Source organism: Janthinobacterium sp. GMG1 (assembly GCF_034427795.1).
Taxonomy (GTDB): Bacteria; Pseudomonadota; Gammaproteobacteria; order Burkholderiales; family Burkholderiaceae_D; genus Janthinobacterium.
On the sequence record NZ_JAXQNT010000001.1, the window covers coordinates 1,021,028 to 1,046,350 of the forward strand.

At 63.4% G+C, this 25,323-nt stretch carries 27 protein-coding genes; 6 read left to right on the plus strand and 21 right to left on the minus strand.

Going from position 1 to position 25,323, the window contains the following annotated elements:
- The first annotated feature begins 20 nt into the window (after nucleotides 1-20).
- From flgK to SJI03_RS04660, 4 genes are all read left to right on the plus strand, one after another.
- Nucleotides 21-1,988: a flagellar hook-associated protein FlgK gene (flgK, locus tag SJI03_RS04645; protein WP_322426395.1), complete on the plus strand. Its 1,968-nt coding sequence runs from the start codon at nucleotides 21-23 to the stop codon at nucleotides 1,986-1,988.
- 51 nt (nucleotides 1,989-2,039) lie between these two features.
- A complete protein-coding gene (flgL, locus tag SJI03_RS04650) occupies nucleotides 2,040-3,281 on the plus strand; it encodes a flagellar hook-associated protein FlgL (RefSeq protein ID WP_322426396.1) in 1,242 nt (413 codons plus the stop codon).
- A 167-nt stretch (nucleotides 3,282-3,448) separates the two neighbouring features.
- On the plus strand, nucleotides 3,449-3,892 hold the full coding sequence (locus tag SJI03_RS04655) for a MarR family winged helix-turn-helix transcriptional regulator (RefSeq protein WP_322426397.1): 444 nt from the start codon (nucleotides 3,449-3,451) through the stop codon (nucleotides 3,890-3,892).
- A gap of 48 nt (nucleotides 3,893-3,940) precedes the next feature.
- Entirely contained in the window at nucleotides 3,941-5,200 is a 1,260-nt protein-coding gene (locus SJI03_RS04660; protein WP_322426398.1) for an MFS transporter, read from the plus strand.
- A 9-nt stretch (nucleotides 5,201-5,209) separates the two neighbouring features.
- On the opposite strand, the gene SJI03_RS04665 is transcribed toward SJI03_RS04660, so the two are convergent.
- A complete protein-coding gene (locus SJI03_RS04665) occupies nucleotides 5,210-6,106 on the minus strand; it encodes a LysR family transcriptional regulator ArgP (RefSeq protein WP_322426399.1) in 897 nt (298 codons plus the stop codon).
- A gap of 73 nt (nucleotides 6,107-6,179) precedes the next feature.
- Here SJI03_RS04665 and SJI03_RS04670 point away from each other — a divergent pair, with 73 nt between their 5' ends.
- Entirely contained in the window at nucleotides 6,180-6,824 is a 645-nt protein-coding gene (locus SJI03_RS04670) for a LysE/ArgO family amino acid transporter (protein ID WP_322426400.1), read from the plus strand.
- 9 nt (nucleotides 6,825-6,833) lie between these two features.
- On the opposite strand, the gene fliR is transcribed toward SJI03_RS04670, so the two are convergent.
- The 13 genes from fliR to fliF form a co-directional block, all read right to left on the minus strand.
- Nucleotides 6,834-7,694: a flagellar biosynthetic protein FliR gene (fliR, locus tag SJI03_RS04675; protein ID WP_099377942.1), complete on the minus strand. Its 861-nt coding sequence runs from the start codon at nucleotides 7,692-7,694 to the stop codon at nucleotides 6,834-6,836.
- A 16-nt stretch (nucleotides 7,695-7,710) separates the two neighbouring features.
- The gene (gene fliQ, locus SJI03_RS04680) at nucleotides 7,711-7,980 is read right to left on the minus strand and encodes a flagellar biosynthesis protein FliQ (protein WP_035821365.1); all 270 of its coding nucleotides are present in this window, start codon (nucleotides 7,978-7,980) and stop codon (nucleotides 7,711-7,713) included.
- 10 nt (nucleotides 7,981-7,990) lie between these two features.
- The gene (fliP, locus tag SJI03_RS04685; protein ID WP_369812289.1) at nucleotides 7,991-8,749 is read right to left on the minus strand and encodes a flagellar type III secretion system pore protein FliP; all 759 of its coding nucleotides are present in this window, start codon (nucleotides 8,747-8,749) and stop codon (nucleotides 7,991-7,993) included.
- Nucleotides 8,750-8,756: 7 nt separating this feature from the next.
- Complete coding sequence (gene fliO / locus SJI03_RS04690; RefSeq protein ID WP_322426401.1) at nucleotides 8,757-9,356, minus strand: flagellar biosynthetic protein FliO; 600 nt, start codon at nucleotides 9,354-9,356, stop codon at nucleotides 8,757-8,759.
- Nucleotides 9,353-9,787 carry a flagellar motor switch protein FliN gene (fliN, locus tag SJI03_RS04695; protein WP_034754038.1) on the minus strand — a complete coding sequence of 145 codons (435 nt, stop codon included), beginning with the start codon at nucleotides 9,785-9,787 and terminating at the stop codon, nucleotides 9,353-9,355. The genes fliO and fliN overlap by 4 nt, the downstream gene beginning before the upstream one ends.
- Nucleotides 9,788-9,838: 51 nt before the next feature.
- The gene (gene fliM, locus SJI03_RS04700; RefSeq protein WP_034754035.1) at nucleotides 9,839-10,825 is read right to left on the minus strand and encodes a flagellar motor switch protein FliM; all 987 of its coding nucleotides are present in this window, start codon (nucleotides 10,823-10,825) and stop codon (nucleotides 9,839-9,841) included.
- A gap of 6 nt (nucleotides 10,826-10,831) precedes the next feature.
- A complete protein-coding gene (gene fliL / locus SJI03_RS04705) occupies nucleotides 10,832-11,344 on the minus strand; it encodes a flagellar basal body-associated protein FliL (protein ID WP_101482395.1) in 513 nt (170 codons plus the stop codon).
- Nucleotides 11,345-11,530: 186 nt separating this feature from the next.
- Entirely contained in the window at nucleotides 11,531-12,829 is a 1,299-nt protein-coding gene (locus tag SJI03_RS04710; RefSeq protein WP_322426402.1) for a flagellar hook-length control protein FliK, read from the minus strand.
- A 19-nt stretch (nucleotides 12,830-12,848) separates the two neighbouring features.
- Entirely contained in the window at nucleotides 12,849-13,289 is a 441-nt protein-coding gene (gene fliJ / locus SJI03_RS04715) for a flagellar export protein FliJ (protein ID WP_035821358.1), read from the minus strand.
- A gap of 32 nt (nucleotides 13,290-13,321) precedes the next feature.
- Complete coding sequence (fliI, locus tag SJI03_RS04720; RefSeq protein ID WP_233516143.1) at nucleotides 13,322-14,638, minus strand: flagellar protein export ATPase FliI; 1,317 nt, start codon at nucleotides 14,636-14,638, stop codon at nucleotides 13,322-13,324.
- 89 nt (nucleotides 14,639-14,727) lie between these two features.
- The gene (locus tag SJI03_RS04725) at nucleotides 14,728-15,429 is read right to left on the minus strand and encodes a flagellar assembly protein FliH (RefSeq protein WP_416208726.1); all 702 of its coding nucleotides are present in this window, start codon (nucleotides 15,427-15,429) and stop codon (nucleotides 14,728-14,730) included.
- A gap of 43 nt (nucleotides 15,430-15,472) precedes the next feature.
- Nucleotides 15,473-16,471, minus strand: coding sequence for a flagellar motor switch protein FliG (fliG, locus tag SJI03_RS04730; protein WP_034754023.1), 999 nt, complete (start codon nucleotides 16,469-16,471; stop codon nucleotides 15,473-15,475).
- Nucleotides 16,464-18,179 (minus strand): flagellar basal-body MS-ring/collar protein FliF, encoded by a 1,716-nt coding sequence (fliF, locus tag SJI03_RS04735; RefSeq protein ID WP_099377938.1) that lies wholly within the window; start codon nucleotides 18,177-18,179, stop codon nucleotides 16,464-16,466. The genes fliG and fliF overlap by 8 nt, the downstream gene beginning before the upstream one ends.
- A gap of 327 nt (nucleotides 18,180-18,506) precedes the next feature.
- Here fliF and fliE point away from each other — a divergent pair, with 327 nt between their 5' ends.
- The gene (fliE, locus tag SJI03_RS04740; RefSeq protein ID WP_217916886.1) at nucleotides 18,507-18,809 is read left to right on the plus strand and encodes a flagellar hook-basal body complex protein FliE; all 303 of its coding nucleotides are present in this window, start codon (nucleotides 18,507-18,509) and stop codon (nucleotides 18,807-18,809) included.
- Nucleotides 18,810-18,890: 81 nt separating this feature from the next.
- Here the strand turns inward: fliE and SJI03_RS04745 are convergent, their stop codons facing one another.
- The 7 genes from SJI03_RS04745 to SJI03_RS04775 form a co-directional block, all read right to left on the minus strand.
- On the minus strand, nucleotides 18,891-19,637 hold the full coding sequence (locus SJI03_RS04745) for a flagellar brake protein (protein ID WP_099377937.1): 747 nt from the start codon (nucleotides 19,635-19,637) through the stop codon (nucleotides 18,891-18,893).
- A gap of 25 nt (nucleotides 19,638-19,662) precedes the next feature.
- Nucleotides 19,663-19,989, minus strand: a complete 327-nt coding sequence (locus SJI03_RS04750; protein ID WP_035821344.1) for an EscU/YscU/HrcU family type III secretion system export apparatus switch protein — start codon at nucleotides 19,987-19,989, stop codon at nucleotides 19,663-19,665.
- A complete protein-coding gene (locus SJI03_RS04755) occupies nucleotides 19,982-21,169 on the minus strand; it encodes a flagellar hook-length control protein FliK (protein ID WP_322426404.1) in 1,188 nt (395 codons plus the stop codon). Before SJI03_RS04755 ends, SJI03_RS04750 begins: the two co-directional genes overlap by 8 nt.
- Nucleotides 21,170-21,195: 26 nt before the next feature.
- Nucleotides 21,196-21,522, minus strand: coding sequence for a flagellar protein FliT (locus SJI03_RS04760; RefSeq protein WP_099377935.1), 327 nt, complete (start codon nucleotides 21,520-21,522; stop codon nucleotides 21,196-21,198).
- A gap of 3 nt (nucleotides 21,523-21,525) precedes the next feature.
- Nucleotides 21,526-21,972: a flagellar export chaperone FliS gene (gene fliS, locus SJI03_RS04765; RefSeq protein WP_077407797.1), complete on the minus strand. Its 447-nt coding sequence runs from the start codon at nucleotides 21,970-21,972 to the stop codon at nucleotides 21,526-21,528.
- A gap of 22 nt (nucleotides 21,973-21,994) precedes the next feature.
- Nucleotides 21,995-24,676, minus strand: coding sequence for a flagellar filament capping protein FliD (fliD, locus tag SJI03_RS04770; RefSeq protein WP_322426405.1), 2,682 nt, complete (start codon nucleotides 24,674-24,676; stop codon nucleotides 21,995-21,997).
- Nucleotides 24,677-24,905: 229 nt separating this feature from the next.
- Entirely contained in the window at nucleotides 24,906-25,277 is a 372-nt protein-coding gene (locus tag SJI03_RS04775) for a flagellar protein FlaG (RefSeq protein ID WP_322426406.1), read from the minus strand.
- Nucleotides 25,278-25,323: the final 46 nt, after the last annotated feature.

Consider the following 25,323-nt stretch of genomic DNA (forward strand, 5'->3'; position numbering starts at 1 on the left):
ACGGTAACCAATAAGACACCATGACTTCGAATCTACTCAGCATCGGTAAGAGCGGTTTGCTTGCAGCGCAGGTGGGCCTGTCGACGACCGGGCATAACATCACCAATGCCAACGTGGCCGGCTACAACCGCCAGGTGGTGCTGCAGCAGACTTCGCAGTCCAACTATGCCGGCTATGGCTTCATCGGTACGGGTACGGAAGTGTCGCAGATCAAGCGCCAGTACGACAGTTTCATGGCTACCCAGGTCAATGCCGCGCAAAGCGCCACCAGCGCGCTCGACGCCTATTACACGCAGATCAGTCAGATCGATAACTTGCTGGCCGATCCCACGGCGGGCCTGTCGCCCGCCCTGCAGGACTTCTTCAAGGGCGTGCAGGATTTCAGCTCCAATCCCTCCTCGGTCGCATCGCGCCAGGCGCTGCTGTCGAGCGCCGGCTCGCTCGCTTCCCGTTTCCAGGGTTTGAGCGCGCGCCTGACGGAGATCGGCGACGGCGTCAATTCGCAGATCACCTCGAATGTGACGGTGATCAATACCTACGCCAAGCAGCTCGCCGAGCTGAACAAGTCAATTTCCCAGTTGTCGGTCGATGCCAGCAACCAGCCCAACGATCTGCTGGATCAGCGCGACCAGCTGATCACGGAATTGAACAAATATGTCAAGGCGACGGTGCAGCCCGCTGCCAACAATACCGTCACCATTTCCATCGGCTCGGGCCAGCCGCTGGTGGTGGCGGACCGCAGCTTCGAGCTGGCGGCCACGCCTTCGCGGACGGACCCGAACCGCATCGAGGTGGGCTATGTCACGGGCAGTACCGTCACCGTACTGCCGGACAGCTCCCTGACCGGCGGCTCGCTGGGCGGCTTGCTGGAATTCCGCAGCGGTACCCTGGACAATGTCCAGAACTCGCTGGGCAAGGTGGCCATCGCACTGGCCAGCACCTTCAACGACCAGCACAAGCTGGGCCTGGACTTGAATGGCGCCATGGGCGGCGACTTTTTCAAGATACCCGATCCCGTGATCGGCGCCGATCGCGGCAACAACGCCAGCAGCACCACTGTGCTGTCGGCCAAGGTCAGCGACCCCACCAAACTGACGGCCAGCGATTACAGCCTGAAATACGACGGCAGCAATTATGTGGTGACGCGCGAGTCCGACGGCGCGCACACCATCATCAATCCCTACCCGCAAACGGCGCCGCAAACCATCGACGGCGTCGATTTCTCGATCTCGGGCACGGCTGCCCAGGGCGACAACTACGTCATCAGGCCGACGGCGAACGGTGCGGCCGGCCTGGCTGTGCTGATCACCGACCGCAACAAGATCGCCGCGGCCGCACCGATCGTCACGGCGGCGCCCGTGGCCAATACGGGTTCGGGCAAGCTCAGCGCCGGCTCCGTCGACAAGGCCTACCTGACACCAGGCAATGCCCTGACCGGTCCCGTGACCTTGACTTACGACAAGGCGACCACCTCGCTGACGGGTTTCCCGGCGGGTCAGGCGGTGACGGTCAAGGGCTTGAATGGCGCCACCACGACCTATCCGGCCGGCACGGCGAACATCCCGTATACGGAAGGCGACAACTTCAGCTTTGGCGGCATCAATGTCGGCATGACGGGCACGCCGGCGCAGGGCGATAAATTTACCATTGCGCCGAACACGGGTGGTGTGGGCGACAATCGCAACGCCGCGCTGCTGGCGGGCTTGCAGACGAAGAACATCCTCGATGGCGGCAATGCCACGTTCCAGGGTTCGTATGCGCAAACCGTGAGCTTCGTGGGCAACAAGACGCGCGAAGTACAGGTCAGCGGCCTGGCCAGCCTGGCCTTGCTGCAGCAGACCAGTACCCAGCAGCAGGCCGTTTCCGGCGTCAACCTCGATGAAGAGGCTGCCAACCTGTTGCGTTACCAGCAGTCCTACCAGGCATGTGGCAAAGTCATGCAAATTGCCAGTACCCTGTTCGACGTGGTGATCGGCCTGGGACGTTAATCAATTTTCACCGCAGCGCAGCGCGCGGCGGCTTTCTGGAAGGGCAGCATCATGCGCATCAGCACACGAATGATTTATGACCAGGGCAGCTCGCAGCTGAACAATCTGCAGGGTGCCTTGAACCGTACGCAGATGCAGCTGTCGTCGAACCGCCGCAACCTGACGCCGGCCGACGATCCGATCGCCTCGGCGCGCGCGCTGGAAGTGACGCAGTCGCAATCGATCAACACGCAGTTCGTGACGAACCGCTCGAACGCGAAGAACTTCCTGTCGCAGGAAGAGCTGGCATTGGCCAGCACCACCTCGCTGATCGCCGACGTGAAAGACCTGGTCGTGAAGGCCGGCAATCCTTCCCTCAAGGATGTCGACCGCGATACCCTGGCCAAGGAACTGGAAGGCCGGCTGACCGACTTGCTGGGCATCGCGAACACGGCCGACGGCGCCGGCGGCTACCTGTTTTCCGGCTATAAATCCACCACCCAGCCATTCAGCCAGACGCCGACGGGCGCCAGCTATGTGGGCGACCAGGGCCAGCGCGAACTGCAGGTGGGCTCGGCGCGCTACCTGGCTACCAGCGATTCCGGCGCTACCGTGTTTGAAAACAACCTGACCGGCAACGGCAAGTTCACCACGGCGGCCGCCACCGCCAACTTCACGCGCGGCGGCTCGGGCATCGTTTCCGGCGGCACGGTGACGGACCCGTCGGCATTGACGGGGCATAAGTATTCGATCGATTTCAAGGTCACGGGCACGGGCACGGATGCCGTCACCACGTACACTGTCACGGACGCCACCTTGGGCCAGACGGTGCCCAATCCCGCCGTGCCCATCCCCTACAAGGCGGGCGACGCCATCACCTTCGATGGCCAGCAGGTGAACATCACGGGCAAGCCGGCCGACCAGGACAGCTTTACCCTGGAGCCGAGCGCCAAGGAATCGCTGTTTACCACCGTGAAAAACCTGATCGGCGTGCTGCGCCAGCCGGGCAGTGGCGATGCGGGACAGGCGCGCCTGACGAATGGCTTGAACGCCGCGCATAATATTCTCGACACAGCCTACGACAATGTCCTGTCCGTGCGCGCGGAAGTCGGTTCGCGCATGAAGGAACTCGATTATCTCGACAGCGCCGGCGACGACCTCGACATCCAGTACGCCACCACCCTGTCGGACCTGCAAGACCTCGACATGGTCAAAGCCATTTCCAACTTCAGCCAGCAGCAAGTTACCCTGCAGGCGGCGCAGAAAACGTTCACCTCGATCTCGGGCCTGTCGTTGTTCAACTACATCAGCTAAACAGCCGCATCGGCAGGAAGTCCGGCAAGCCGGGGCAGGGAGGAGATCTCCCGCCCCGGCTTTTTTGCGTCCGCAAGATGGCTGTCTTGACAAGATATACAGGCAAACTGTGCAGTCTACCTGCATATGTGTTATAGTAGGGGCCGTTGATCCACCACACGGCTACCATGACCACCCCGCAAGAAGACCACGAACAAGTCCTGCAACTGGCCGGCGAATTGCGCATCCTGGTCGGCAAGCTGCGCCGCCGCCTGCGCGAAGAGGCGCACCTGGGCGATGTCAGCATGTCGCAGGCATCCGTGCTCAGCCGTCTTGAACGCGACGGCCCGGCCACTGCCAGCAGCCTGGCGCGCGCCGAAGGCATGCGGCCCCAGTCGATGGCCGCCACCGTGCAAGCCTTGACGGAAGCGCAGATGGTGACGGGTTCGCCCGATCCGCTTGATGGCCGGCAAACGCTATTGACCCTGACGGACAGCTGCCGCGCCTGGATAGCGGCCAGCCGCGCCGCGCGCGAAGACTGGCTGGCGCGCACCATTGAAACCCGGCTCACGCCGGACGAAGTCACCGAACTGAACCATGCGGTGGCATTACTCAAACGCTTGGCGGAGTGATCCGCTGAATTTTTCACCACGACCCCGGCAAGGAGCCCGCACGCCCAGATGAACAACACATTCCGTTCGCTACGCATTCCCAATTACCGTATCTGGGCCGGCGGCGCCCTCGTGTCGAATATCGGCACCTGGATGCAGCGCACGGCGCAGGATTGGCTGGTGCTGAGCGAATTGACGCAGCACAATGCCAGCGCCGTCGGCATCGTCATGGCCTTGCAATTCGGCCCGCAACTGCTGTTGCTGCCGCTGACGGGCATGGCGGCCGATTTGCTGGATCGCAGGAAATTGTTGTTGTGTACGCAGGCGGCCATGGGTTTACTGGCGCTGGGCCTGGGCTTGCTGTGCATCAGCGGCCTGGTACAACTGTGGCACGTGTATGTGTTTGCTTTCCTGCTGGGCTGCGTGACGGCCTTCGATTCGCCCGTGCGCCAGACTTTTGTTGCCGAAATCGTTGGCGAGGAAGATTTGACGAACGCCGTGGCGCTCAATTCCACCTCGTTCAATGCGGCGCGCATGCTGGGCCCGGCGGTCGCCGGCTTGCTGATCAGCAGCGTCGGCAGCGGCTGGGTCTTCATCATCAACGCCGTCTCGTTTGCCGCCGTGATCGGATCGCTGTTGCTGCTGCGCGTGGAATTGCTGCGCCGCGCGCCGCGCCTGAAGGCCACGCGCGCCAGCCTGGGCGAGGGATTCCGCTACGTGCGCCAGCGGCCCGACCTGATGGCTATTTTGCTGATGCTATTCCTGATCGGCACCTTTGGCCTGAACTTCCCGATTTTCCTGTCGACCATGTCCGTGACGGCCTTCCATGCGGGCGCCGGCCAGTATGGCGTGCTCAGTTCCATCATGGCTTGCGGCTCCGTGGCCGGCGCCTTGCTGGCGGCGGGGCGCGGCCAGCCCACCCTGGCCTTGCTGCTGGGCGCCGCAGCGCTGTTCGGCGTGGCGTGCGCGCTGGCCGCCGTGATGCCCAATTACTGGCTGTTCGGCATGACGCTGGTGGTCATCGGCATTGCCGCGCAAACCTTTACCACCAGCGTCAACAGCAGCGTGCAACTGTCGACGGCGCCCGCCATGCGGGGCCGGGTCATGGCCATCGTGCTGGCCATCTCGGCGGGCGGCACGCCGCTGGGCGCGCCCATCGTGGGCTGGGTAGCTGATACCTTCGGCCCGCGCTGGGCGCTGGGTATAGGCGCACTCTCGGGCCTGGCGGCGGCGCTGGTCGGCGTGCGCTACCTGGTCAAGCATCACCAGTTGCGTTTGAACGTCGACCTGCGGCACTGGCGTTTTGCGTTCAGCAGCGACCAGCCCTGACGCGACGGATCAGGGCGGCAGCAGGCCCGTGCGGGCGGCGGCCAGGATGGCTGCGCTCAAGCCGTCGAGCAGGCTGGACGCGGCACGCGCCGTATGCCAGTACAGGGGAACGTCCAATGGCGTAGCGGGCAGCAGTTCCACCAGGGCGCCCTTGTCAAGGTGGGGTTGGATCAGCGCCTGCGGGTGCAAGCCCCAGCCCATGCCGGCCAGGCTTGCCGTGACGAAGGCGTGCGACGAAGGCAGGGCATGGCGCGGCAATTCCACGTGCCGGTGGCACAGGCGGCGCACCCAGCGCGATTGCAGCTCGTCCTTGGCATTGAAGACGAGGCTGGGCGCCAGCGCCAGACTGGCGGCGCCCACGCCGTGGGCAAAATGCCGCTGCACGAAGGCGGGACTGGCGGCCGCCAGGTAGCGCATGGCGCCCAACGGACGGCTGTTGCAGCCTGATGCGGGCCGGGCCGTGGCGCTGACGGCCGCCAGCACGGCGCCGCTGCGCAGCCACTCGGCCGTATGGTCCTGGTCGTCGACGGCCACCTGCAGCAGCACCGGGTGTTCGGCAGCGAAGGCAGCGATGGCGGGCGCCAGCCAGGTGGCCAGGCTGTCGGCATTCACGGCGACGGGCACGCTGGCGCGCGAGGGGCCTTGCGCTGCCAGCGCCGGCAAGGTCCCCTGCAAATCCTGCTCCAGCAATTGCACCTGGTCCACGTGCTGGCACAGGCGCCGGCCCGTTTGCGTGGCGCGGCAGGGCTGGTCGCGTATCACCAGCGCGCAGCCGACGCGCTCTTCCAGCAGGCGGATGCGCTGCGAAATGGCCGATGGCGTCACGTGCAAGGCGCGCGCCGCGCGCTCGAAACTGCCTTCGCGGATGACGGCGGCCAGTGCGGCGAGGGCGGCATAATCGAGCATGAATGAAGTTTTCCTTAACTGGCTGTAGAAAAGGTAGTTTGCCTTCATTTCGTGGGGCTGGCAAGATCGCCGCATGACACTCCCGACCGCCACCACACCACTGGTTTTTTCCGTCTTTCTCCAAGGCATGACCCTGGGCTTGGGACTCATCGTTGCCATCGGTTCGCAAAACGCTTTTGTCTTGCGACAAGGCTTGCGCCGCGAACACGTGGGCGCCATCGTGCTGTTTTGCGCCCTGGCCGACGCGGCGCTGATTGCCTCCGGCGTCCTGGGCATGGCCAGTGCGCTGGGGCAGCGTCCCCTTTTGGCCAGCGCGCTGGCGTTGGGTGGCGCCGCTTTCCTGGTCGTCTACGGTTGGCAAGCCCTGCAGCGCGCGCGCCGGCCGCAGCAGTTGCGCGCGGCCGAAGGCGGGGCGCAACTGGGCCTGGCTGCCATCCTGGCGCAGGCTGCGGCCTTTACCTTGCTCAATCCGCATGTGTATCTGGATACGGTATTGCTGGTGGGAAGCATCGGCGCCCAGCAGCCGGGCGCGCTGCGCGCCTGGTTTATCGCCGGCGCCAGCGCGGCCAGCCTGCTGTGGTTTGCCTCGCTGGGATTTGGCGCGCGCTGGCTGGCGCCGTGGTTTGCGCGGCCCCGGGCCTGGCAAGTGCTCGATGGCTTGATTGGTATCACGATGTTCGTGCTGTCGGCGCTGCTGCTGCGCCACGCGCTGGGCTGATACTTCTGTTCAGCGCGCGGCTGGCAGCGGTGCCGGTGGCGCCGGGCGCAAGGGATTCGGCGGTACGGGCGGCGCAGGCCGGTCGCGCGTGGCAAAGCCGCGTGGCAGCAAACGCGCCGTTTCTATGCCGCGCAGGAACATGTTCTGGAACGGCGTGGCCAGGTAGGGCAGGACCATGCCGATCACCAGCAAGCCCACGCCCAGGGTGACGGGAAAACCGATACCGAAAATGTTCAGCTGCGGCGCGGCCCGCGTCAGGATGCCCAGCGCCACGTTGGTCAGCAGCAGGGCCGCGATGATGGGCAGCGAAATTTGCAGGCCGGAACGAAAGATTTCCCCACCCCAGGCCGCCAATTGCTGGAAACCGCCGCCGCTGATAGGACTCGATGAAATCGGCAGGCTGACAAAGCTTTCCGCCAGCGCCGCCAGCAAGACCAGGTGGCCGTTGACTGTCAGAAACATCAAGGTGGCCAGCATGACGAGGAACTGGCTGATGGCGGAAGAGCGGCCCTTGGTTTGCGGGTCGAAGAACGAGGCGAAGCCCAGGCCCATGGTCAGACTGCTGATTTCACCGGCCATTTCGATGGCGGAAAACACGATACGGATGGAAAAACCCATGGCCAGGCCCACCAGCATCTCCTGCGTGAGAATCAACAAGCCTGGCAAGGACATCGGGTTGACGGCAGGCAAGGCCGGCACGGTGGGGGCGATGATCATGGCCAGCAGCGCGCCCAGGGTCACCTTGACGGTGGCCGGCACGGCCGCGTTGCCGAACAGGGGGGCGGCCGCAATCAGGCCCAGGATGCGGCTAAGTGGCCACAGCAGTGCTGCGATCCAGGTATTGAGTTCGATGCTGGACAGGGTCAGCATGGCAACAGCGACTGCACTAGCCCACCAGGTTCGGGATGCCCGTAAACACCTGGCGCATATAGTCGAGCATGACGGACAGCATCCACGGGCCGGCCACGACGAGGGCGACGAAAATGCCGACCAGTTTGGGAATGAAGGACAGGGTCGCCTCGTTGATCTGCGTGGCCGCCTGGAAAATACTCACGATCAAGCCGATGATGAGGGCGACGAGCAACATGGGCGCCGCTACCATCAGCGTGATTTCCATCGCATGGCGGCCCAGGGTCATGACGCTTTCGGGTGTCATCGTACTTCCCCTAGTAAAAACTCTGTGACAGCGAGCCCAGCAGCAACTGCCAGCCATCGACCAGCACGAACAGCATCAGCTTGAACGGCAGCGAAATCGTCGCGGGCGACATCATCATCATACCCATCGACATCAGCACGCTGGCGACCACCATGTCGATGATCAAAAACGGGATGAAGATGGCAAAGCCGATCTGGAACGCCGTTTTCAGCTCGCTGGTGACGAAGGCGGGCACGAGGATGCGCAGCGGCACGTCTTCCGGGCCTTGCAGGGCCGGCGAGCGCGACATCTTGGCAAACAGGGCCAGGTCGGCCTGGCGTGTCTGCTTGAGCATGAAGGTTTTCAGGGGATCGACGCCCTTGTCCATCGCCTGCTGCATGGTGATCTTGTTTTCCTGATAAGGAAGATAGGCATCCGTATAAATCTTGTCGAACACGGGACCCATGACGAACAAAGTCAGGAACAGGGCAAGCCCCACCAGCACCTGGTTCGGCGGCGCCGATTGCGTGCCGATGGCCTGGCGCAGCAAGGACAGCACGATGATGATGCGCGTAAAGCAGGTCATCATCAGCAAGGCCGCCGGCAAAAAGGTGAGCGACGTCATCAGGATGAGCGTCTGCACCGGCAAGGAATAATTCTGTCCCCCGCCCGGCGCCGGCGTGCTGTTGAAGGCCGGGATGCCCGGCTGGGCCATGGCCCACAGCGGCAAGGCCAGGGCGGCTGCCGCCAGCAGCCAGGTCAGGGGAGTCTTCAAGGTGGACCACGCCATCTGCTGCTTATTTCCCATTGCGTTTTTCGATGGTCTGTTTCAGCCACTCGGAAAAATTGGCGGCCGCGGGGCCGTTTTGCGCCGTGGCCAGTTGCGGCAGATCGCCTTCCTGGCGCGGCATGGTGGCCAGCGCGTTGATACGGCCGGGCGAGGCGCCGACGACGATCCACTGGTCGGCCACTTCGACGAGGACGATGCGTTCGCGTCCTCCCAGGTTGAGCGAGCTGACGACGCGCATCTTGTTGTTGCCGCCCATGACCTTGGGGCCATAGCGTTTCATGAACCAGGCCAGGCCGATCAAGAGGGCCAGCACGAACACGAGCGCGAAGATAGTTTGCAGCAGGCTGCCGGCCGAGCTGGTCGGCGCCATCGTCATCGGTGCGCCGGGCGGCATGGCGGGCAGGGCGGCGGCAGGCGAGGCAGCAGCTGTAGTGGCAGGTGAGGCTGCTGGCGCCGCTGCGGCAGGCGGTGTCTCGCTTGCCAGCGCGACGGAAGCGCTGGCGGTGCTGGCCGCCGCTGGTGCGGACGCGGCTGGCGCTTCAGCCAGGGCAATGCTGCATGCCGCCATCAGCGGCAGCATGGTGGAAATCAACAGGCCAGGCTTCATTTATTCAATTTTCGGATGCGTTCGGAAGGCGTGATGATGTCGGTCAGGCGGATGCCGAACTTGTCATTCACCACCACCACTTCGCCCTGGGCGATCAGGCAGCCGTTCACCAGCACGTCCATCGGTTCGCCGGCCAGGCCGTCGAGCTCGACCACGGAACCCTGTGCCAGCTGCAGCAGGTTCTTGATGGCGATCTTGGTGCGGCCCAGTTCGACCGTCAGCTGCACCGGGATATCGAGGATGAAATCGATATCGTTGTGCGTTTCCGACTTCGATGCCTGCTTGGAAAAGTCCTTGAACACGGCGGCGCTGGCCGCGCTGGCCGTATTGGCGGCCTGGTTCTGCAGCGCTTCGGCTTCCGCCTTGGCCTGCTCGGCAATGGCCGCGCCCCAATCGTCTTCCGCGCTTTGGTCGTCTTGGTTGTCAGACATGTGTTTCTCCTGTTGTACAGATACGGACCGCAACGCGGCCCGGGTATTTATTTAGTGGTTATTCATGTTATCGGCATTGGCCAACAACTTTTCAACCTTTAAGGCATATTGTCCGTTCAACACGCCATACGTGCAATCCATCACGGGCACGCCGTCGACGGTGGCAGCGATCAGTTCGGGAATATTCAGCGGGATGATGTCGCCCACCTTCATGTTCAGGATTTCATCAAACGACACGCGCGCCGTGCCCAGCGAGGCCACCAGCTCGACTTCGGCGATCTGGATCTGCTGCGTCATCAGGCGGATCCAGCGCTTGTCCACTTCCAGCGCCTCGCCCTGCAGGCTCGAGGTCAGCGAATCGCGGATCGGCTCGATCATCGAATACGGCATGCAGAAGTGGATTTGTCCGGAAACGGAGCCCAATTCCACCGTAAACGTGGACGCCACCACCACCTCGTTCGGCGTGGCGATGTTGGCGAACTGCGTGTTCATTTCTGAACGGATATATTCGAACTCGACGGGGAAGACCGGCTCCCACGACTTGGTGTAGGCTTCGAAGACGATGTCGAGGATGCGCAGGATGATGCGCTGCTCCGTCTGCGTAAAGTCGCGCCCTTCGACGCGCGTATGGAAGCGTCCGTCGCCGCCGAACAGGTTGTCGACCAGCAGGAACACGAGGCCCGGATCGAAGACCATCAGGGCCGTGCCGCGCAACGGCTTCATGTGCACCAGGTTCAGATTGGTCGGCACCACCAGATTACGGATGAACTCGCTGTATTTCGACACGCGCACGGAACCCACCGACACTTCGGCGCTGCGGCGCAGGAAGTTGAACAGGCCCACGCGCAGCAGCCGGGCGAAACGCTCGTTGATAATTTCCAACGTCGGCATCCGGCCGCGCACGATGCGCTCCTGGGTTGCCAGGTTGTAGGTACGAACTCCCGTGACATCTTCCGGCGCCTGCGCGTCGTCCTGGTCTCCGTTGACGCCCTTGAGTAGGGCATCGACTTCTTCCTGGGAGAGGAAATTATCGGCCATGGCTGCTTATTGAATGATGAATGCGGTAAATAATACGTCCGTCACGTCTTGCTCCGGCCCTTTGTCCTCGAACGGCTGGTTCACCTGATTGATGATTTCGGCCGCCAGTTGCTGCTTGCCTTCCACGGTATTGAGTTCGGATGCCTTCTTGCCGGACAGCAGCAGCAACAAGCGGCTGCGCACTTTCGGCATGTTGACCTTGATCAAGTCCATTTCTTCCGGGCTGCTGGCCTGCAAGGTAAACGCGATTTGCAGGTATTGCTCGCCATTTTCCGGCTGCAAATTGACGGTGAAGGCATCGATGGGCACGAAGACGGGCGGACCTGCCTTGGAAGCGGCATGTTTTTTCTTGCTCGGTGCCGATTCTTCTTTATCGGCCTTGCCATGCAGGAAGTACCAGGCGGCACCGCCACCGATACCGCCAGCCACCAGCACCGAGGCCAGCACGATGATCAGAAGCTTCTTTTTCGAGGCGCCGGCGGGAGCCAGGCCTGCATCTGCTTTCGGATCTGCTTTCATTTTTGGATTTGCTTTCAATGGTACTCGAGTGCATGGAAGTGGATCACGACGCCATTATGTCATTATCGGCAAATTCTGCGCAGAAGGATGCAGTGAAAAGAGGGCGGAAGCGCCCTCAACTCGCTGTTTTTAGACGAAAAGTTACGCCGTGGGGCGCGCCAGTGGCTTGCGGACGACGAATTGACCTCAGGCAAAGGTATCCACGGCACTCAGGCTGGGCCGGCTGCGTCCGCCTGTCGCCGGCGCGATGGCGATCTCGCCACCCGATGCGCCGCCACCCTGGCCATTGCCACGGCGTCCGCCAGATGCTTCCCGGTTACCCTGGTCCTGCTGTTCCGGCGTGCCGGCCGAGACGGTGGCGCTGCCAAAGGCGATGCCCGCTTCGCTCATCATTTCGCGCAGGCGCGGCATGGCCGCTTCCAGCGCCTGGCGCACTTCCGGCTGGGCCGACATGAAGGCGGCATCGGCCTGGTCATTGGTGACTGTCAGTACCACTTGCACGGGTCCCAGGTCGGGCGGATTCAGGGTCAGGGTGGCGCTCTGGTCGCCGCCAGCCGCCATCCACACGACTTTCTGTCCCAGCTGCTGGTCCCAGGCCGGCGTGCCGACCCGGCCCGTCAGCTTGTCGGCCGGCACGGCCACGGCGGCCGCAGCCTGCTGCAGCGCGCCCGGCTGCAACTGGGCCGCCAGGCGGTTCAGGTCGGCAGGTGTTTCCTTGAGGATCGGTTCGGCCACGGCGGCGCCCGCCTTGGCGGTGGCTGCCAGCTGGGCGTCGATGGCCAGCTTGCCCGGTTCGGCCTTGCCGGTCGGCACGCTGGCGCCCGGTGTGGCGGCTGCCTTGCCCTGGGCCTGGCCCAGGCTGTCGGCAAAGTCGCCGCTGTCGGCTTGCGCGGCGGCGGTGGCGGCAGCCTTGCCGCTGCCCTGGCCCACTGCCAGCAGGGGGCCTGTTGCCGGATTCTTGCCCTCGGCCTTGACGCTGGCGCGCGCCGGCAGTTCCGGCGCGGCCTTGGCGGCGGCTGCCGGTGGCTGGATGGCCAGCTGGATGCTGCCTACGAGGGCCAGCATTTCGGCGGCCGGATCGGCTGGCGGCGTGACTGTCGCGGCGGGGGCGGCAGGCACGCTGGCCTCGGCCGGGGCGCTGTCGGCGGTGTCTGGTGTCGCTGCCTCGCTCGATTGCGCGGGCGGCTGTTCGCTGCTGGCCGCCTGTTCGGTGCCTGCTTGCGCCGCTTTCGCTTCGCTGGCTGGCGCCTGGGCGGGTGCCTGCGTGGCGGCGGGGCTGGCGGGACGAGCTGCCGGTGCCGGCGCCGGCGTTTGTATTTGCGCTTGCGCCATATTGCGGCTGACCTGGCGCTGCTCGATCTGGCGGTTCAGGGTGCGCTGGAAGTCGCCCGCCGTGCCGCTGGTGGACGGCTGGCTGCGGTTGGCGGCGCCCGGCGTGGCGTTGGGCGAGATAATCTGGGAAATCGGTGTTGGCTGGGTTTGCATGATGCTGCCTCAGTGTTGCTTAGCGTTTGTAATAGGCTTGTCGCGCCGCGTGCTCATCCATTGCTTTCTGGTCGCGCTTGTTTTCCAGCTTCAGCGCCTGTTCCTGCGCCCGGTTGTTCAGGGTGGTGTACGACATGCGCTTGCGTTCGGCCAGTTGCCAGCGCATCTTTTCATTGTCGCTGCGCGCTTGCGCATGTTCGACTACTTGCTGCTGGCCCAGGATGGCACTGTCGAGCTTGACCATGAAGGCCTGGAAGTTGCGGTAAGCCATGGGCGTAATGCCGCTGCTCATGCTTGCCTCGAAGCGTTTGGCGTAGTCGTCGCGGTAGCCGGACAGCATGTCGAGCTTCTGGCGGCAATCGTCGAGCGCTTTCAGGGCCGCGCCCAGGCGCTTGGCGCAGTCATCCGTTTCGCGCTGGGCAAGGTCGATCAGGGTTGCAAGTTGGGAAGGAGAAGCCATGGCTGATTATATTCCCGCTATGCAAGCCCTAATCAGTCGAATAGAGCGGTAAGTTGCCCCAAGCTCTCGTCCATGCTGACCCGCTCCGTGATTTGCTGTTGCAAAAACGCCTCGATCTTTTCATGCAGGGCGATGGCCTGGTCCAGCACGGGGTCGGTGCCGGCGCTGTAGGCGCCCACGCTGATCAGGTCGCGGCTGCGTTCATAACGCGAATACAGCTGTTTCAGCTTGCGCGCCTGCTGCTGGTGTTCGTGCGTGGTGATCGAGTGGGCGGCGCGCGAAATCGATTGCTCGATGTCGATGGCGGGATAATGACCCGCTTCGGCCAGGCGCCGGTTCAGCACGATGTGGCCGTCAAGAATCGCGCGCGCCGAGTCGGCGATCGGGTCTTGCTGGTCGTCGCCCTCGGTCAGCACGGTGTAGAAAGCCGTGATCGAGCCGCCGCCTTCCTCGCCATTGCCGGCCCGCTCCACCAGCACGGGCAGCTTGGCGAAGACGGATGGCGGATAGCCCTTGGTTGCCGGTGGCTCGCCGATGGCCAGGGCGATTTCGCGCTGCGCCATGGCGTAGCGGGTCAGCGAATCCATGATCAGCAGCACGTTTTGCCCCTGGTCGCGGAAGTGTTCGGCAATCGCCGTCGCATACGCTGCGCCCTGCAGGCGCATCAGCGGCGGCGTGTCGGCCGGCGCGGCCACGACAACGGAACGGGCCAGGCCTTCGGGGCCGAGGATTTGTTCGATGAATTCTTTTACTTCGCGTCCCCGTTCGCCGATCAGGCCGACGACGATCACGTCCGCTTCCGTGTAGCGGGCCATCATGCCCAGCAGCACGCTTTTACCGACGCCGGAACCGGCGAACAGGCCCATGCGCTGGCCACGGCCCACGGTCAGCATGGCGTTGATCGAGCGCACGCCCACGTCGAGCGTGTCGACGATGGGGGCGCGGCCCAGCGGATTGGCGGGGCGTACATTGATGGGGGCGCTATCGGTCGTGTGCAACGGACCGAGCTGGTCGAGCGGGCGGCCCGCACCGTCGAGCACGCGGCCCAGCAGTTGCGGACCCACGGGCAGGTGGCGCGCGCGGTCGCTGGGGCGGCGGCGCGGGTGCGCCACGCTGCCGGGGCGGGGAATGGCCGGTTCGACGGAAAACACTCGCGTGCCGGGCACGATGCCCTCGACATCGCTTTGCGGCATCAAGAACAGGCGTTCGCCCTCAAAACCGACCACTTCCGCCTCGACCCGGCCGCCATTCGGCAGCGGCACGGTGCAGGCGGCGCCGACGGCCAGGCGCAAGCCCACGGCTTCCATCACCAGACCGGCCACGCGCGTGACGCGGCCTGAAATCTGCATCGGTTCGACAAAGCCGACCACGGCCGAACAGTCGTTCAGGTAGGCGCGCCAGCGCGCCGCATGGGCAGTCGGGCCTTTGACGGGCTCGCTCACGGCGCCAGCCAGTCCAGGTCTTTGCCCAGCGCGTGCGTCAGGCGGTGCCAGCGGGTGGATGTCTGCGCGTCGATCTGGTTGCTGGCCGTGTCGATCTTGCAACCGCCGCGTTCCACGCTGGGGTCTTCGATGACACGCCAGCCACCCTTGTCGAGCTCATCACCGATGCCGTCGCGCACCACTTGCGCGTCTTCCGGGTTGAGCATCAGCAAGGCTGGTTGTTGCAGCACGGGTAAGTATTCGATGGCTTCGCGCACCATCGGCAGCATCAGTTCGGGGCGCACGGGCAAGGCCGTCTTGAGCATGCCCTTGGCCAGCTGCAGGGCCAGCTCCATCACGTCATTGGCGATCAGGTCGTCGGCCTGCTGCACGGCCGTGCCGAAGTCGACGGCGATGGTTTGCAGGTGCGCCAGTTCCACGGCGGACGCCGCCTTGCCTTCTGCATACGATTGCGCATGGCCATCGGCATGCCCGGCCGCGTGGCCTTCCGCATAGCCGGCCGCGCGGCCTTCGTCGAAGGCGGTGGCGCGCGCTTCCTCGCGGATGGCGTCGAGTTCTTCCTGCGTCGGGTATTCGAGCGGCGGGGCCAGCTCTTCCTCGTGCAGCTCGGCAAATGGATCGAATTCCGGTTCGGGATCCGGTTCGAGCAGCTTGCGCGCCGCCACCACGCTGGGACGCTCGTCGCCAAACGAGGTCATTTCCCAGCGCTGGTAGGCGGTTTGCTGCTCTTTGGGAATCAAGTTAGACAAACGAATCCTCGCCTTTTCCGCCTAGGACAATCTGCCCCTCGTCCGCCAGGCGGCGCACGATCTGCAGGATCTGTTTCTGCTGCGATTCCACTTCCGACAGGCGCACGGGGCCTTTCGACTCGAGGTCTTCGCGCATCATCTCGCCGGCGCGCTGCGACATGTTCTTGAAGATCTTGTCGCGCAGCTCCTGCGAGGCGCCTTTCAGGGCGATGATCAGCATTTCCGACTGCACTTCGCGCAGCAGCAACTGGATGCCGCGGTCGTCGATATCGATCACGTTGTCGAACACGAACATTTCGTCCATGATCTTTTGCGCCATGTCATTGTCGTAGTTCTTGATATTGTCCATGACGGAGCCTTCCTGCTCGCCGCTCATGAAGTTCAGGATCTCGGCCGCCGCGCGCACGCCGCCCAGCGACGATTTCTTGATATTTTCGTTACCGGACAGCAGTTTCGTCAGCACGTCGTTGAGTTCGCGCAAGGCGGCTGGCTGCACGCCGTCCAGGGTGGCGATGCGCAAGACGACGTCGTTGCGCAGGCGGTCCGTGAAGTGGCCGAGGATTTCGCACGCCTGGTCGCGTTCCAGATGGACGAGGATGGTGGCGATGATCTGCGGGTGCTCGTTGCGGATCAGCTCGGACACGGATTGCGAATCCATCCACTTCAGCGATTCGATGCCGGACGCATCTTTGCCGCCCAGGATGCGCGACAGCAGCACGGACGCCTTGTCGTCGCCCAGCGCCTTGGTGAGCACTTGGCGGATGTATTCGTCCGAATCCAGGCCGACGGTGGAGTTGAGTTCCGTCTGCGCGCGGAAGTCGCCGAGCACCTCGACCACCTGCTCGTGCGCGATGCCCTTCATGGTGGCCATGGCGGCGCCCAGTTTCAGCACTTCGCGCGGCCCGAGGAATTTCATGACCTCGGCCGCTTCGCTCTCGCCCAGTGCCAGCATCAGGATCGATGCTTTTTGCAGTCCCGTTGTCTCAGTCATTATTGCCTATCCATGCTTTGATTACGTTGGCCACGACGCGCGGGTCTTCCTGCGCCAGTTTCCTGGCCATCGCCAGGTTTTCGCGATAACCGCGGGCCGTATCTTCTTCCAGTTCTTCCAGCTCCGCTTCGCTCAGCAGGACTTCGTTTTCTTCGCCGTCCTTGCTCAATTCCGGCTCGATGACGGGCGGCGGGGCGCCGAAATCGTCGATCTTGCGCATCACGGGGCGCAGCATCGGACGCACGATCTTGATGAAGATATACAGCAGGATCAGGGCCGTGATGAGGAATTTCGCCAGTTCCTTCGCCAGCGGCAAGTTGGCCGGGTCGCGCCACCACTCCAGCTTGCCTTCCGGCGCGCGGTCGATGCCGTCGAAGGGCGAGTTGGCCACGCTGAAGCTGTCGCCGCGTTCCTTGTTGTAGCCCATCGCTTCCTTGACCAGATTATTGATCTGGACCATTTCGGCAGGCGAAATTGGCTTGACCGTGACCTTGCCATCCTTGTCGAAGCTGCGGCGGTAATTGACGACGACGGCCACCGACAGGCGGCGCAAGCCACCCATGGATTTCTGCTCGTAGCGCACGGTCTTGTCGACTTCATAATTCGTCGTCGATTCCTTCTGTGTCGGTGCCGTCGGCGCGCCGCCCGGTGCGCCAGGCGCTTCGGCCGTCAACGGGGCCGTCGCCACGCCTGGCGGCTGGTTCGACAGCGCGCCCGGCACGCCGGACGGGTTGGCATTGCCGGCGCCCGTCGATTCGCTCGTTTGCTGGCTGCGGATGGTGGACGCTTCCGGCGGCGAATTCGGCTTGTAGGTTTCGGCGGCCTGCTCGCTTTGCGAAAAATCAACATCGGCCGTCGCTTCGGCGCGTACATTGCCTTCGCCGACGATGGGCAGCAGGATCGATTCGACCTGCTTGATCACGCTTTGCTGCAATTGCTGCACGTACTTCAGCTGGTTCGGGTCCAGGCTCTTGATGCCGTTGGCGCGGTCCTTGTCCTTTTCCTGGTTCGACAGCAGGGTGCCGGCCTGGTCGACCACGGTGACATTGATCGGCAGCAACTCCGGCACGCTGGAAGCCACCAGGTGCACGATGGCGCTCACCTGCAACTGATCGAGGCCACGGCCCGGATGCAGGTTCAGCAGCACGGACGCCGTCGGTTTTTGCTGTTCCCGCACGAAGACGGATGGTTTGGGCAGCGCCAGGTGGACGCGCGCCGTGTCGACGGCGGACACCGATTCGATCGATTTGGCCAGTTCGCCTTCCAGCGCGCGCTGGAAATTGACCTGTTCCAGGAATTGCGACACGCCCAGCTTCTGGTTTTCCATCAGCTCGAAGCCCACGTTGCCGCCCTTCGGCAAGCCTTGCGCGGCCAGTTTCAGGCGCGCGTCGTGGACTTGCTCGGACGGTACGAGAATGGCGCCGCCGCCTTCGGAAAACTTGTGCTTGATGCCCAGCTGGTCCAGCGACGCGGTGATGGCGCCGCCGTCGCGGTCCGTGTAGTTCGAGAACAGGACTTTGTATTCGGGCGGCTGGTTCCACATGTACAGGGCCACGCCGATGGCGACCAGTGCCGCCACGCCCAGGCCGCGCAGGAAATTCTTGCCCATCGGCGTCTTGGCGAAGGCTTGCACGGACTCCACGGGCGAGCGGGCAGGCGCCGGTTCCGGGGGTATGCGGTTCACATCGATTTCTTCGGCTACAGCCATGATTGCCTTCCAGGGCGCGTATGTTTGGTAATGAGCGGGGGTCGCTTCCTCGGGAGGAGGGGCGATATGCAGAATTATCCGCCACTGTCACGCGCTTCAATCGTCCAAATAGAAGGCGCTTTTGCCGCCTGCTCGGCCGAGCGGCTGGCGTTGGCGCTGGTATTGTGGAACCCTGGCAACATGTGACGGAAGTTATTGTACCCGTCGTTGCCTTGCAAGCCAGAGTTTTGTTCTCTGGGTGCAACAGGCATGGAACAGATATGAAGCAGACCAGAATCGGGAGGCAAAGTGAAAACAGGCGGTATCGATAGCAGCAGGATCGAGGCGATGATCGCGCAACTGAAGTCGGCGGCCACGCGGCCGGAGGCGAAAATACCGGCGATCCAGACCGAGCTGCCAGCGGCGAAGGTGAATTTTGCCGATGCCTTCAAGAGCGCGCTCGACTCCGTGAGCGGCGCGCAAAAGGCCTCGTCGGCCCTGGGCCAGCGCTTTACCATGGGCGACGAAAAGGTCAGCCTGTCGGACGTGATGGTGTCGATGCAAAAGTCGAGCATCGAATTCCAGGCGACGGTGCAGGTGAGAAACAAGCTCGTATCGGCGTATCACGAGATCATGAATATGCAGGTTTAAATATTGAGAACCCAAAACGAAGACTGGGGTCGGACCCTGAGGGTCCGACCCCCAGCCCTTGCGTTTTGGGTTAACTGACGCTTAGCCCAACCCAGCCATCCTGGCATTCCGCTCGCGTTCGAGACGCGTGATATAGCGCTGCACGTGCGCCAGCATGCTGCGCGGCAGGTCGACGAACTGGCAGCCGAGGCGGCGGTTCAGCTTGTTGTTCAGCAAGGTCATGTCCAGCGAATTGCGAATTTGCAAAGTCGCGGTGACGATGCCGACGTCGGGCAAGTCGATGCGGCAGCCGGGATAATCCCTGCCGATGGTCTCGCCCAGCATCAGTTTATTGTCGAGGATGGCGATGCCGCCGCAGCTGATGTCGGCCAGCGGGAACAGGGTGTCGGCGCCACCCAGTGAGGGCGGCAGGGGGATCGCCACGCGCACGGGATTGCTCACGGGCGTCGTCATGCGGTAATACTCGCGCCGCTGCAGGCGGATCAGTGTTTCTGGAATGGCAATTTTCAAGGCGGGCGTGCCGCCGAAATGGCACTCTTCCACCAGGGCGCTGGCAAACAGGATGCGGATCTTGTCGAGCGAGGTTTCAAACGAAATGCCCTTGGCGGCCAGCATGCGCCGGTTCTGGTCGGCGTTCACGGAACGGTCGAGGATGACGGTATCGTGCTCGGCATCGACTTCCAGGATGGAAGTGACGCACACATCGGATTCACCGTGGATCAACATGCGGATCAGCTGGTTCTTTTCACTGATGCTGCGCAGCAAGGCGATGATTTCCCGCCGCGATTCCACTTCAAAATCATGCCAGTTTTCGAGGCCGGAATCCATAATATGTGCTTGCATTGATGCCTGTCTATGTATCGGTGAGGTTGACGCTGGTGTCGGGCGGCGGCGGGATCGGCCCGCCATTCGCAGATTCAATATGATATAACCAGGCCAGCAGTTCCGCAATCGCCCGATACAGGCCGGGCGGAATCTGACGGTCCAGGTCGACATCCATCAACAGCGCCACCAATTCCTTCGATTCGTGCACGAAGACGCCGTGTTCGCGCGCCGTGCTGATGATCTGGTCCGCGATCAGGCCGCTGCCCTTGGCCACCACCTTGGGCGCCGGCGTGCCGCTCTGGTAAGCCAGGGCGACGGCCGTCTGCGGCACCTTGCGCTTGGTGTCGTCAAGCATCATCCGCTTCCGCTGGCTCGGCTGCCTCGGGCTTGCCGGCGATCGTCAACGACGACAAGGGCCAGCCGGCCGCATCGAGCGACGCTTCCAGCGCCGCCGCATGCTGGCGCAAGGTGCCGGCGCTGCCTTCGCTGCCCGCTTGCAACTGGATGGCCACGCGGCCGCCCTGCAAGACTACGTGCGCGGCCAGGTCGCCCAGCAGGGGAAACTGGAAGCGCACATTGCTGCGCCAGGCCGTCGCTTCCTCGTCGCCATCGCGGCCATCGTGCTGCTGTCCTTCCGGCGCATCGCGGCTGATATCCCACTGCATCTTCTGGCCGGGCCACGCTTCTCCCTGCCACTGCACGCGCGCCTGTTCGTGCGTATGCAGCTGTAAATTGATCAGTTGCGCTGAGGCCAGGTCGGTCCCCGTCCTGGCCATGTCGCCCTGTGCCGCCTTCTGCATTTGCGGCTCCAGCAGCAGCGACGCGAGCGGCCGCTTGCCTTCGGCCCATTCGGCCACATGCGATTCATAGAACAGGCCGCTGCTGCCGACGGCATCGCGCAAATTCTGGGCCACCTGGGCCGGGGCGGCGCCCGGCGTGGCCATCAGCGGCGTCTTGCCGACCAGGGACAGGGGCGCGCCGGGCACGCTTTCCGCCTGGCTGAGCACGCTGCTGATGGCGCGCGCGGTGGTGCTCAGTTCGGGTGCGGGCGTGTCGCCTGCCAGGGCGGGCAGCAGATTGGCGGGCGTGAGGGGCGCGCGGCTGAGCAGGGTGGCGGCCGTGCTGCTGGCGCGCGTGCCCGCCTGGGCGGCGCCGGCCTGGGGGCCGCGCGCTTCGGCAGCGTCGGGCTCGGCTTCCGCGTCCGCATACGTCAGCAGGGCGCTGGCAGGCTGGTCGCGGCTATTGCCGATTTGAAAAGAGGGGCGGGGATTGATGCCGATCAAGGTCAGCGGGATTTCCGTGCCCAGCTGGGCGCCGGCGGGCAGTTGCATGCGGGCCGGCGTACCGGCCACGCGCACGAGGAAGCTGCCGTCGCCCATGCGGGCCAGCACCTGTCCCTGCATGGATTTGCCGATCAGGCCTTGCAGCGAGCGCTGGAACTCGGCCTGGCGCGGGTCGGCGACGGCGTCGGCCGTTCGCGTGGCCTTGACCGGGGTCAGGGGCGTCATGCCGATCGCATCCATCTTCGGCAACATGATAGCTGACCTTGCCCCGTGGGCGCTTACGCGCCGTAGGCGTTGGCCAGGCGCCGCTCCGTGCCGGTGCTGCTGATCAGCTTGGACAATTGCGCCATCCACGGCATGGTCAGGTCGCGGATCTTGCGGTCGTCTTCCAGGATCTGCTTGATCAGGGCGACCTTGCGCTGGCGGCCAGCGCTTTCCAGCACGACTTTTTCTTCATTCGCCTTCAGCGCGGCCACATGCGTGCTGATGCGCTGTTCCAGCGCTTCCAGCGCATCCCAGTCGGCGTTGGTGGCGGCGGTGACCATCTGGCCCGTCAGGGTCTGCATGGCTTCGTAAGTGGTCAGGACTTCTTGATTCGTCATCATGGGTCAGGCGCTCGCAAGGCTGGGCATACGTTTCAGATCGGCGCCAGGCATGGCGGCGGGGGTGGCGCCTATGGCGTTCCAGGTTTCGCGCAAGTCGGTGAGCAGGCGCTGTACCTCTTCCAGCAGGGTAATATCGTTGTGCAGGTTGGCCGTCAGCAGGCGTGCACTCATGTATTCATACAGGGCGTCGAGGCCTTCGGCGATCTGGCCTCCCGCTTCCTTGTCCAGGCTGGCGCGCAAGCCATTGTCGATGATCTGGATGGCTTTCGAGATGGACTTGCCTTTTTCCGGCACATTGCCCGATTTCATGTGCATCTGCGCGCTGAGCACGGCCACCAGGGCGCCGTCGTACAGCATCACGATCAGCTTGTGCGGCGAGGCCGAAACGATGCCCGTTTCCAGACCGACCTTGGCATAGGCGTTGACGCCGCGTTGTTGGGTTCCAAACATTTAATTCTCCTGATGATTGGGCTTAACGGTTGGCGGCGATGGCGGCCAACTGCTGGGTCAAATAGCTTTGCATGCCCTGCAATTTATTCAGGGACACGTCCAGGCGCGAATACTGGGCGCGGTAGCGCGCTTCGATGTCGTTCAGTTTGTCACTGAACTTGTCGCGCTGCGTCGCGATGCTCTTGATGGTTTCGTTGAGGCCCTTGGAGCGGTTGGTGATCATGCCGTCCGTGCCGAGGAAGGAAGTGGCCAGGTTATTCAACTGGTAGGCATAGCCTTGCGAGAAGCTGACGGTGCCGCGCGAGCCGGTGGTGCCGCCCGTGACTTCAATCTTCAGGCCATCGGCCGGCGAACCGGCGGCGCCCGTCAGGGTCTGGCCCGAGCCGATCACCGGTTGTCCGCCCAGGGTGCCAGCCACGTCCGCGCCCTTGACGGGCGCGGATGCGCCGAACAGGTCGGTTGGCGCCGTGCCGGTGCCGCTGCTGATGGCGATATTCGAGACGGAACCATAGCGGCTCGACGCCAGTACCAGTTTGCCCGCACCATCGACGGAAGCCGACACGGTGGCGCCGTTGTCGGAAAACGACTTCACGCCGTTGATCGATGACTGGATGATGGATGCCATCTGGGCCGGGGTGTACGTCCCGGCAGGAATGACGACCTGGGCCGTATTCTTGGCAGCGCTGGGCTCGGTATCGTTCAGCGTGATGCTCCACGTGGTGTCGCTGCCTATCGTGGTGGTGGCCGGCACTACGGCGGCCGAGGTGATCGAGCCTTGGCTGGCCATCGTGGTGATCGTCAATTCATAGCTACCCGGCTTGGTTGCTGCGGTCGAGCTGGTAAAGGCGACGTTGCTGTCGGTGGCCTTGCCGAGCGCGGAAAACAGGCCGGCGATGTCGGTGAAGTTGGCGCTGATGGCCTTGTCGAGCTTGCTGGAATCCAGGGTCAGGCTGCCATCTTTCTGAAAGGAAATGCCGACCTGGCTCAGGGTGCTCAAACTGCTGTTCAAGCCGGTAATGGGCGCGCCCAATTGCTTGCGCAATTGGCTCTGGATCGATTGCGCGGTGGAGTCCCCCAGCAGGACGCCGCCCTTCTTGGTTTCCGGATCATAGGCCGTCATCTTGGCCATCGCCGTATTCAGGTCGTTATAGGCCTTGACGAAGGTATTGATGCTGGTCTTGACGGTGGAGGTATCTTTCTGCACCGACAAGCTGGTGCTGCCGACCTTGGCAATGCCGAGGGTCACGCCTTCGATGGCCGTATCGACACTGTTGGACGCGCTGGTGATGGCGATGCCGTTGACGCTGAAGTTGGTGTTTTGCGCGGCGCTGTTCTGTTTCAGGTTTTGCGTGCCGCTCGCATCGTAGGACAGCAAGTCATTCAGGGCGCTGTCCGGGGGCAGGCCGTCGCTGCCGCTGAGCGAGATCTTCATGGACGAGTTGGCGCCCGTCTTCGACGAGCTCAAGACCAGATGGAACGGCTTGTCCGTGCCGTCCGAAACGATGCTGGCGGTCACGCCCAGGCCTGCGTTATTGATGGCGTCGCGGATGCCTTGCAAGGTGTTGTTGGTGGCGTCGATCACCACCGTGCCCGTCGCCTGCGTGCCGTCCTGGGTAAAGTTGGTGTTCATGTAGGCGCCACCCGAGCCTGCCGTCAGTCCGGCGGCGGCCGGATTGCTGCCAGCGATGGTGATCGGGCTGGCATTGCTCGAGGCCAAGTTGATGGTGCTGGTCAGCGTCACGTTCGAGCCGTCATTGACCGAGTTCGAGGCGTGGCCGATGCCGCCCTTGACCGAGCCCGTCACCACTTCTTCGATGTTCAGGTTGGAACCGTCGGCGCGCGTAAATTTCAGGGTGCCGTCGGCGGCCTTGCCGGTGACGGTGATGTTGGCCGCGGCCAGCGCATTCGAGACGGCATTCGGACCTTCGAGCGTCGTGTCGAGCGAGGCGGCCGTGATGCCGCCGTTGGCGGCCACGCCGTTGCCCTGCGTAACGATCTCGATGCCGCCCACCGACAGCGAATAGGTGCCGTCCGCGCCCGTTTCGACGCTGCCGAAGCCGGCGAACATGGTCGCGCTGCTCGACGTCGGCTGGGCTGTGGCGGTCACGCCCGTGGTGCTGCTCTTGGCGTTGATGGCGTCGGCCAGGGCGCGCGCGCTCTTGGTGCTGGCATCGGTGGGGATGGCGGTGCCGTTGAGTATCAGCGAGCCGTTGCTGATGCCGGTCTGCGCCGTGGTGGCGCCCAGGGCGGTGCCGTTCAAACCGAAGGTGCCGCCGGTGAGCGCGCCCAACTGGAAGGAAATCGTTGTCTTGCTGCCCAGTCCGATGGTCGACAGCTTGTTGGCCATGCCGCCCGACATCAGTGTCTGCGACTGGGCCAGTTGCGTGACGTTGATGTTGTAGTTGCCGGCCACGGCCTTGGCGCCGGCACTGGCGGACAGCACCAGGGGATCGGCGGGCGTGGCGCTGACGGCGCGGAAGTTATTGGTATTCGACAGGGCCGACAGCGAATTCTGGAAGGTGCTGACGGCGCCACTGAGCGTGCCCATCGCACTGAGCTTGGCCTGGTAGGAGGCCGTTTTCTTGTCAAAAGTACCCAGCGGTGCGGCTTCGGCCGTCATCAGCTTGTCGATGATGGCATTCACATCCAGGCCGCTGGCGCCGGCGCCGATGCCGATGGATGAAAGTGTAGGTGTGATGGCCACTGAATACTCCTAGGAAAACGCTAATATAAGCTGTTATCGGCAGAATCAATCAGGACTTGAGAGGGGGATTTACCGCGCTGTTTTCAGCGGGAGCGAAAAAGCGGGAAAGGGGCGGGGACGTGTTGTGTTGGTTGCAATAAAATCGGGGCCGGATAGCCAGGCTATCGGACCCCGTGGTCATGCCGATGCGTATTGCCACGATGTCGCATGTCCGTGTGCCATGCCATCGCTATGCGCTTTGACTGATCAGCGAACCTTTGGCCGAATCGAAGGTTTTGGACAATTCCAGGGCTTCCTTGGTAGGAATCTGGCGCAGTACTTCCTTGGTTTCCTGGTCGATGACTTTGACGACCGTGCGCTGGCTGTCTTCGTCGATGGAAAATTCCAGGCCTTGCGTCTTCATCTGCGACGACTGGTTCAGCTCCGATACCGCCTTGTCCAGCTGCTCGCGGCTGGGCTCCTTGCTGGCTTGCTGTGGTGCAACCGTAGCGTTTTCCGTGGCGTTGCGGGGTGCTGCCGGGCGTGCCGGCGACGTATCCGCAGACACATAACTCTTGTCTAGTCTGGCCGCGGAGGCGGCCGCTATCGTGTCGATAGTCATGGTGCTCTCCTAGTGAAAATTCCCCTGCCGAAAAAATCCGGCAGGG

What these genes read in the sequence shown, in the direction of transcription:
- fliJ (WP_035821358.1), bottom strand. Translation starts at nt 13,289, where the DNA reads ATGGCTTCTCCTTCCCAACTTGCAACCCTGATCGACCTTGCCCAGCGC.
- fliF (WP_099377938.1), bottom strand. Translation starts at nt 18,179, where the DNA reads ATGGCTGTAGCCGAAGAAATCGATGTGAACCGCATACCCCCGGAACCG.
- fliI (WP_233516143.1), bottom strand. Translation starts at nt 14,638, where the DNA reads ATGCAGATTTCAGGCCGCGTCACGCGCGTGGCCGGTCTGGTGATGGAA.
- fliN (WP_034754038.1), bottom strand. Translation starts at nt 9,787, where the DNA reads ATGTCTGACAACCAAGACGACCAAAGCGCGGAAGACGATTGGGGCGCG.
- fliO (WP_322426401.1), bottom strand. Translation starts at nt 9,356, where the DNA reads ATGAAGCCTGGCCTGTTGATTTCCACCATGCTGCCGCTGATGGCGGCA.
- SJI03_RS04760 (WP_099377935.1), bottom strand. Translation starts at nt 21,522, where the DNA reads ATGATGACGAATCAAGAAGTCCTGACCACTTACGAAGCCATGCAGACC.
- fliL (WP_101482395.1), bottom strand. Translation starts at nt 11,344, where the DNA reads ATGAAAGCAGATCCGAAAGCAGATGCAGGCCTGGCTCCCGCCGGCGCC.
- SJI03_RS04745 (WP_099377937.1), bottom strand. Translation starts at nt 19,637, where the DNA reads ATGGATTCCGGCCTCGAAAACTGGCATGATTTTGAAGTGGAATCGCGG.
- fliR (WP_099377942.1), bottom strand. Translation starts at nt 7,694, where the DNA reads ATGCTGACCCTGTCCAGCATCGAACTCAATACCTGGATCGCAGCACTG.
- fliP (WP_369812289.1), bottom strand. Translation starts at nt 8,749, where the DNA reads ATGGCGTGGTCCACCTTGAAGACTCCCCTGACCTGGCTGCTGGCGGCA.
- SJI03_RS04725 (WP_416208726.1), bottom strand. Translation starts at nt 15,429, where the DNA reads ATGACCTCGTTTGGCGACGAGCGTCCCAGCGTGGTGGCGGCGCGCAAG.
- SJI03_RS04670 (WP_322426400.1), top strand. Translation starts at nt 6,180, where the DNA reads ATGACACTCCCGACCGCCACCACACCACTGGTTTTTTCCGTCTTTCTC.
- fliE (WP_217916886.1), top strand. Translation starts at nt 18,507, where the DNA reads ATGATCGCGCAACTGAAGTCGGCGGCCACGCGGCCGGAGGCGAAAATA.
- SJI03_RS04755 (WP_322426404.1), bottom strand. Translation starts at nt 21,169, where the DNA reads ATGTTGCCGAAGATGGATGCGATCGGCATGACGCCCCTGACCCCGGTC.
- SJI03_RS04710 (WP_322426402.1), bottom strand. Translation starts at nt 12,829, where the DNA reads ATGCAAACCCAGCCAACACCGATTTCCCAGATTATCTCGCCCAACGCC.
- SJI03_RS04750 (WP_035821344.1), bottom strand. Translation starts at nt 19,989, where the DNA reads ATGCTTGACGACACCAAGCGCAAGGTGCCGCAGACGGCCGTCGCCCTG.
- fliS (WP_077407797.1), bottom strand. Translation starts at nt 21,972, where the DNA reads ATGTTTGGAACCCAACAACGCGGCGTCAACGCCTATGCCAAGGTCGGT.
- fliM (WP_034754035.1), bottom strand. Translation starts at nt 10,825, where the DNA reads ATGGCCGATAATTTCCTCTCCCAGGAAGAAGTCGATGCCCTACTCAAG.
- fliQ (WP_035821365.1), bottom strand. Translation starts at nt 7,980, where the DNA reads ATGACACCCGAAAGCGTCATGACCCTGGGCCGCCATGCGATGGAAATC.
- flgL (WP_322426396.1), top strand. Translation starts at nt 2,040, where the DNA reads ATGCGCATCAGCACACGAATGATTTATGACCAGGGCAGCTCGCAGCTG.
- flgK (WP_322426395.1), top strand. Translation starts at nt 21, where the DNA reads ATGACTTCGAATCTACTCAGCATCGGTAAGAGCGGTTTGCTTGCAGCG.
- fliG (WP_034754023.1), bottom strand. Translation starts at nt 16,471, where the DNA reads ATGACTGAGACAACGGGACTGCAAAAAGCATCGATCCTGATGCTGGCA.
- SJI03_RS04655 (WP_322426397.1), top strand. Translation starts at nt 3,449, where the DNA reads ATGACCACCCCGCAAGAAGACCACGAACAAGTCCTGCAACTGGCCGGC.
- SJI03_RS04665 (WP_322426399.1), bottom strand. Translation starts at nt 6,106, where the DNA reads ATGCTCGATTATGCCGCCCTCGCCGCACTGGCCGCCGTCATCCGCGAA.
- SJI03_RS04660 (WP_322426398.1), top strand. Translation starts at nt 3,941, where the DNA reads ATGAACAACACATTCCGTTCGCTACGCATTCCCAATTACCGTATCTGG.
- SJI03_RS04775 (WP_322426406.1), bottom strand. Translation starts at nt 25,277, where the DNA reads ATGACTATCGACACGATAGCGGCCGCCTCCGCGGCCAGACTAGACAAG.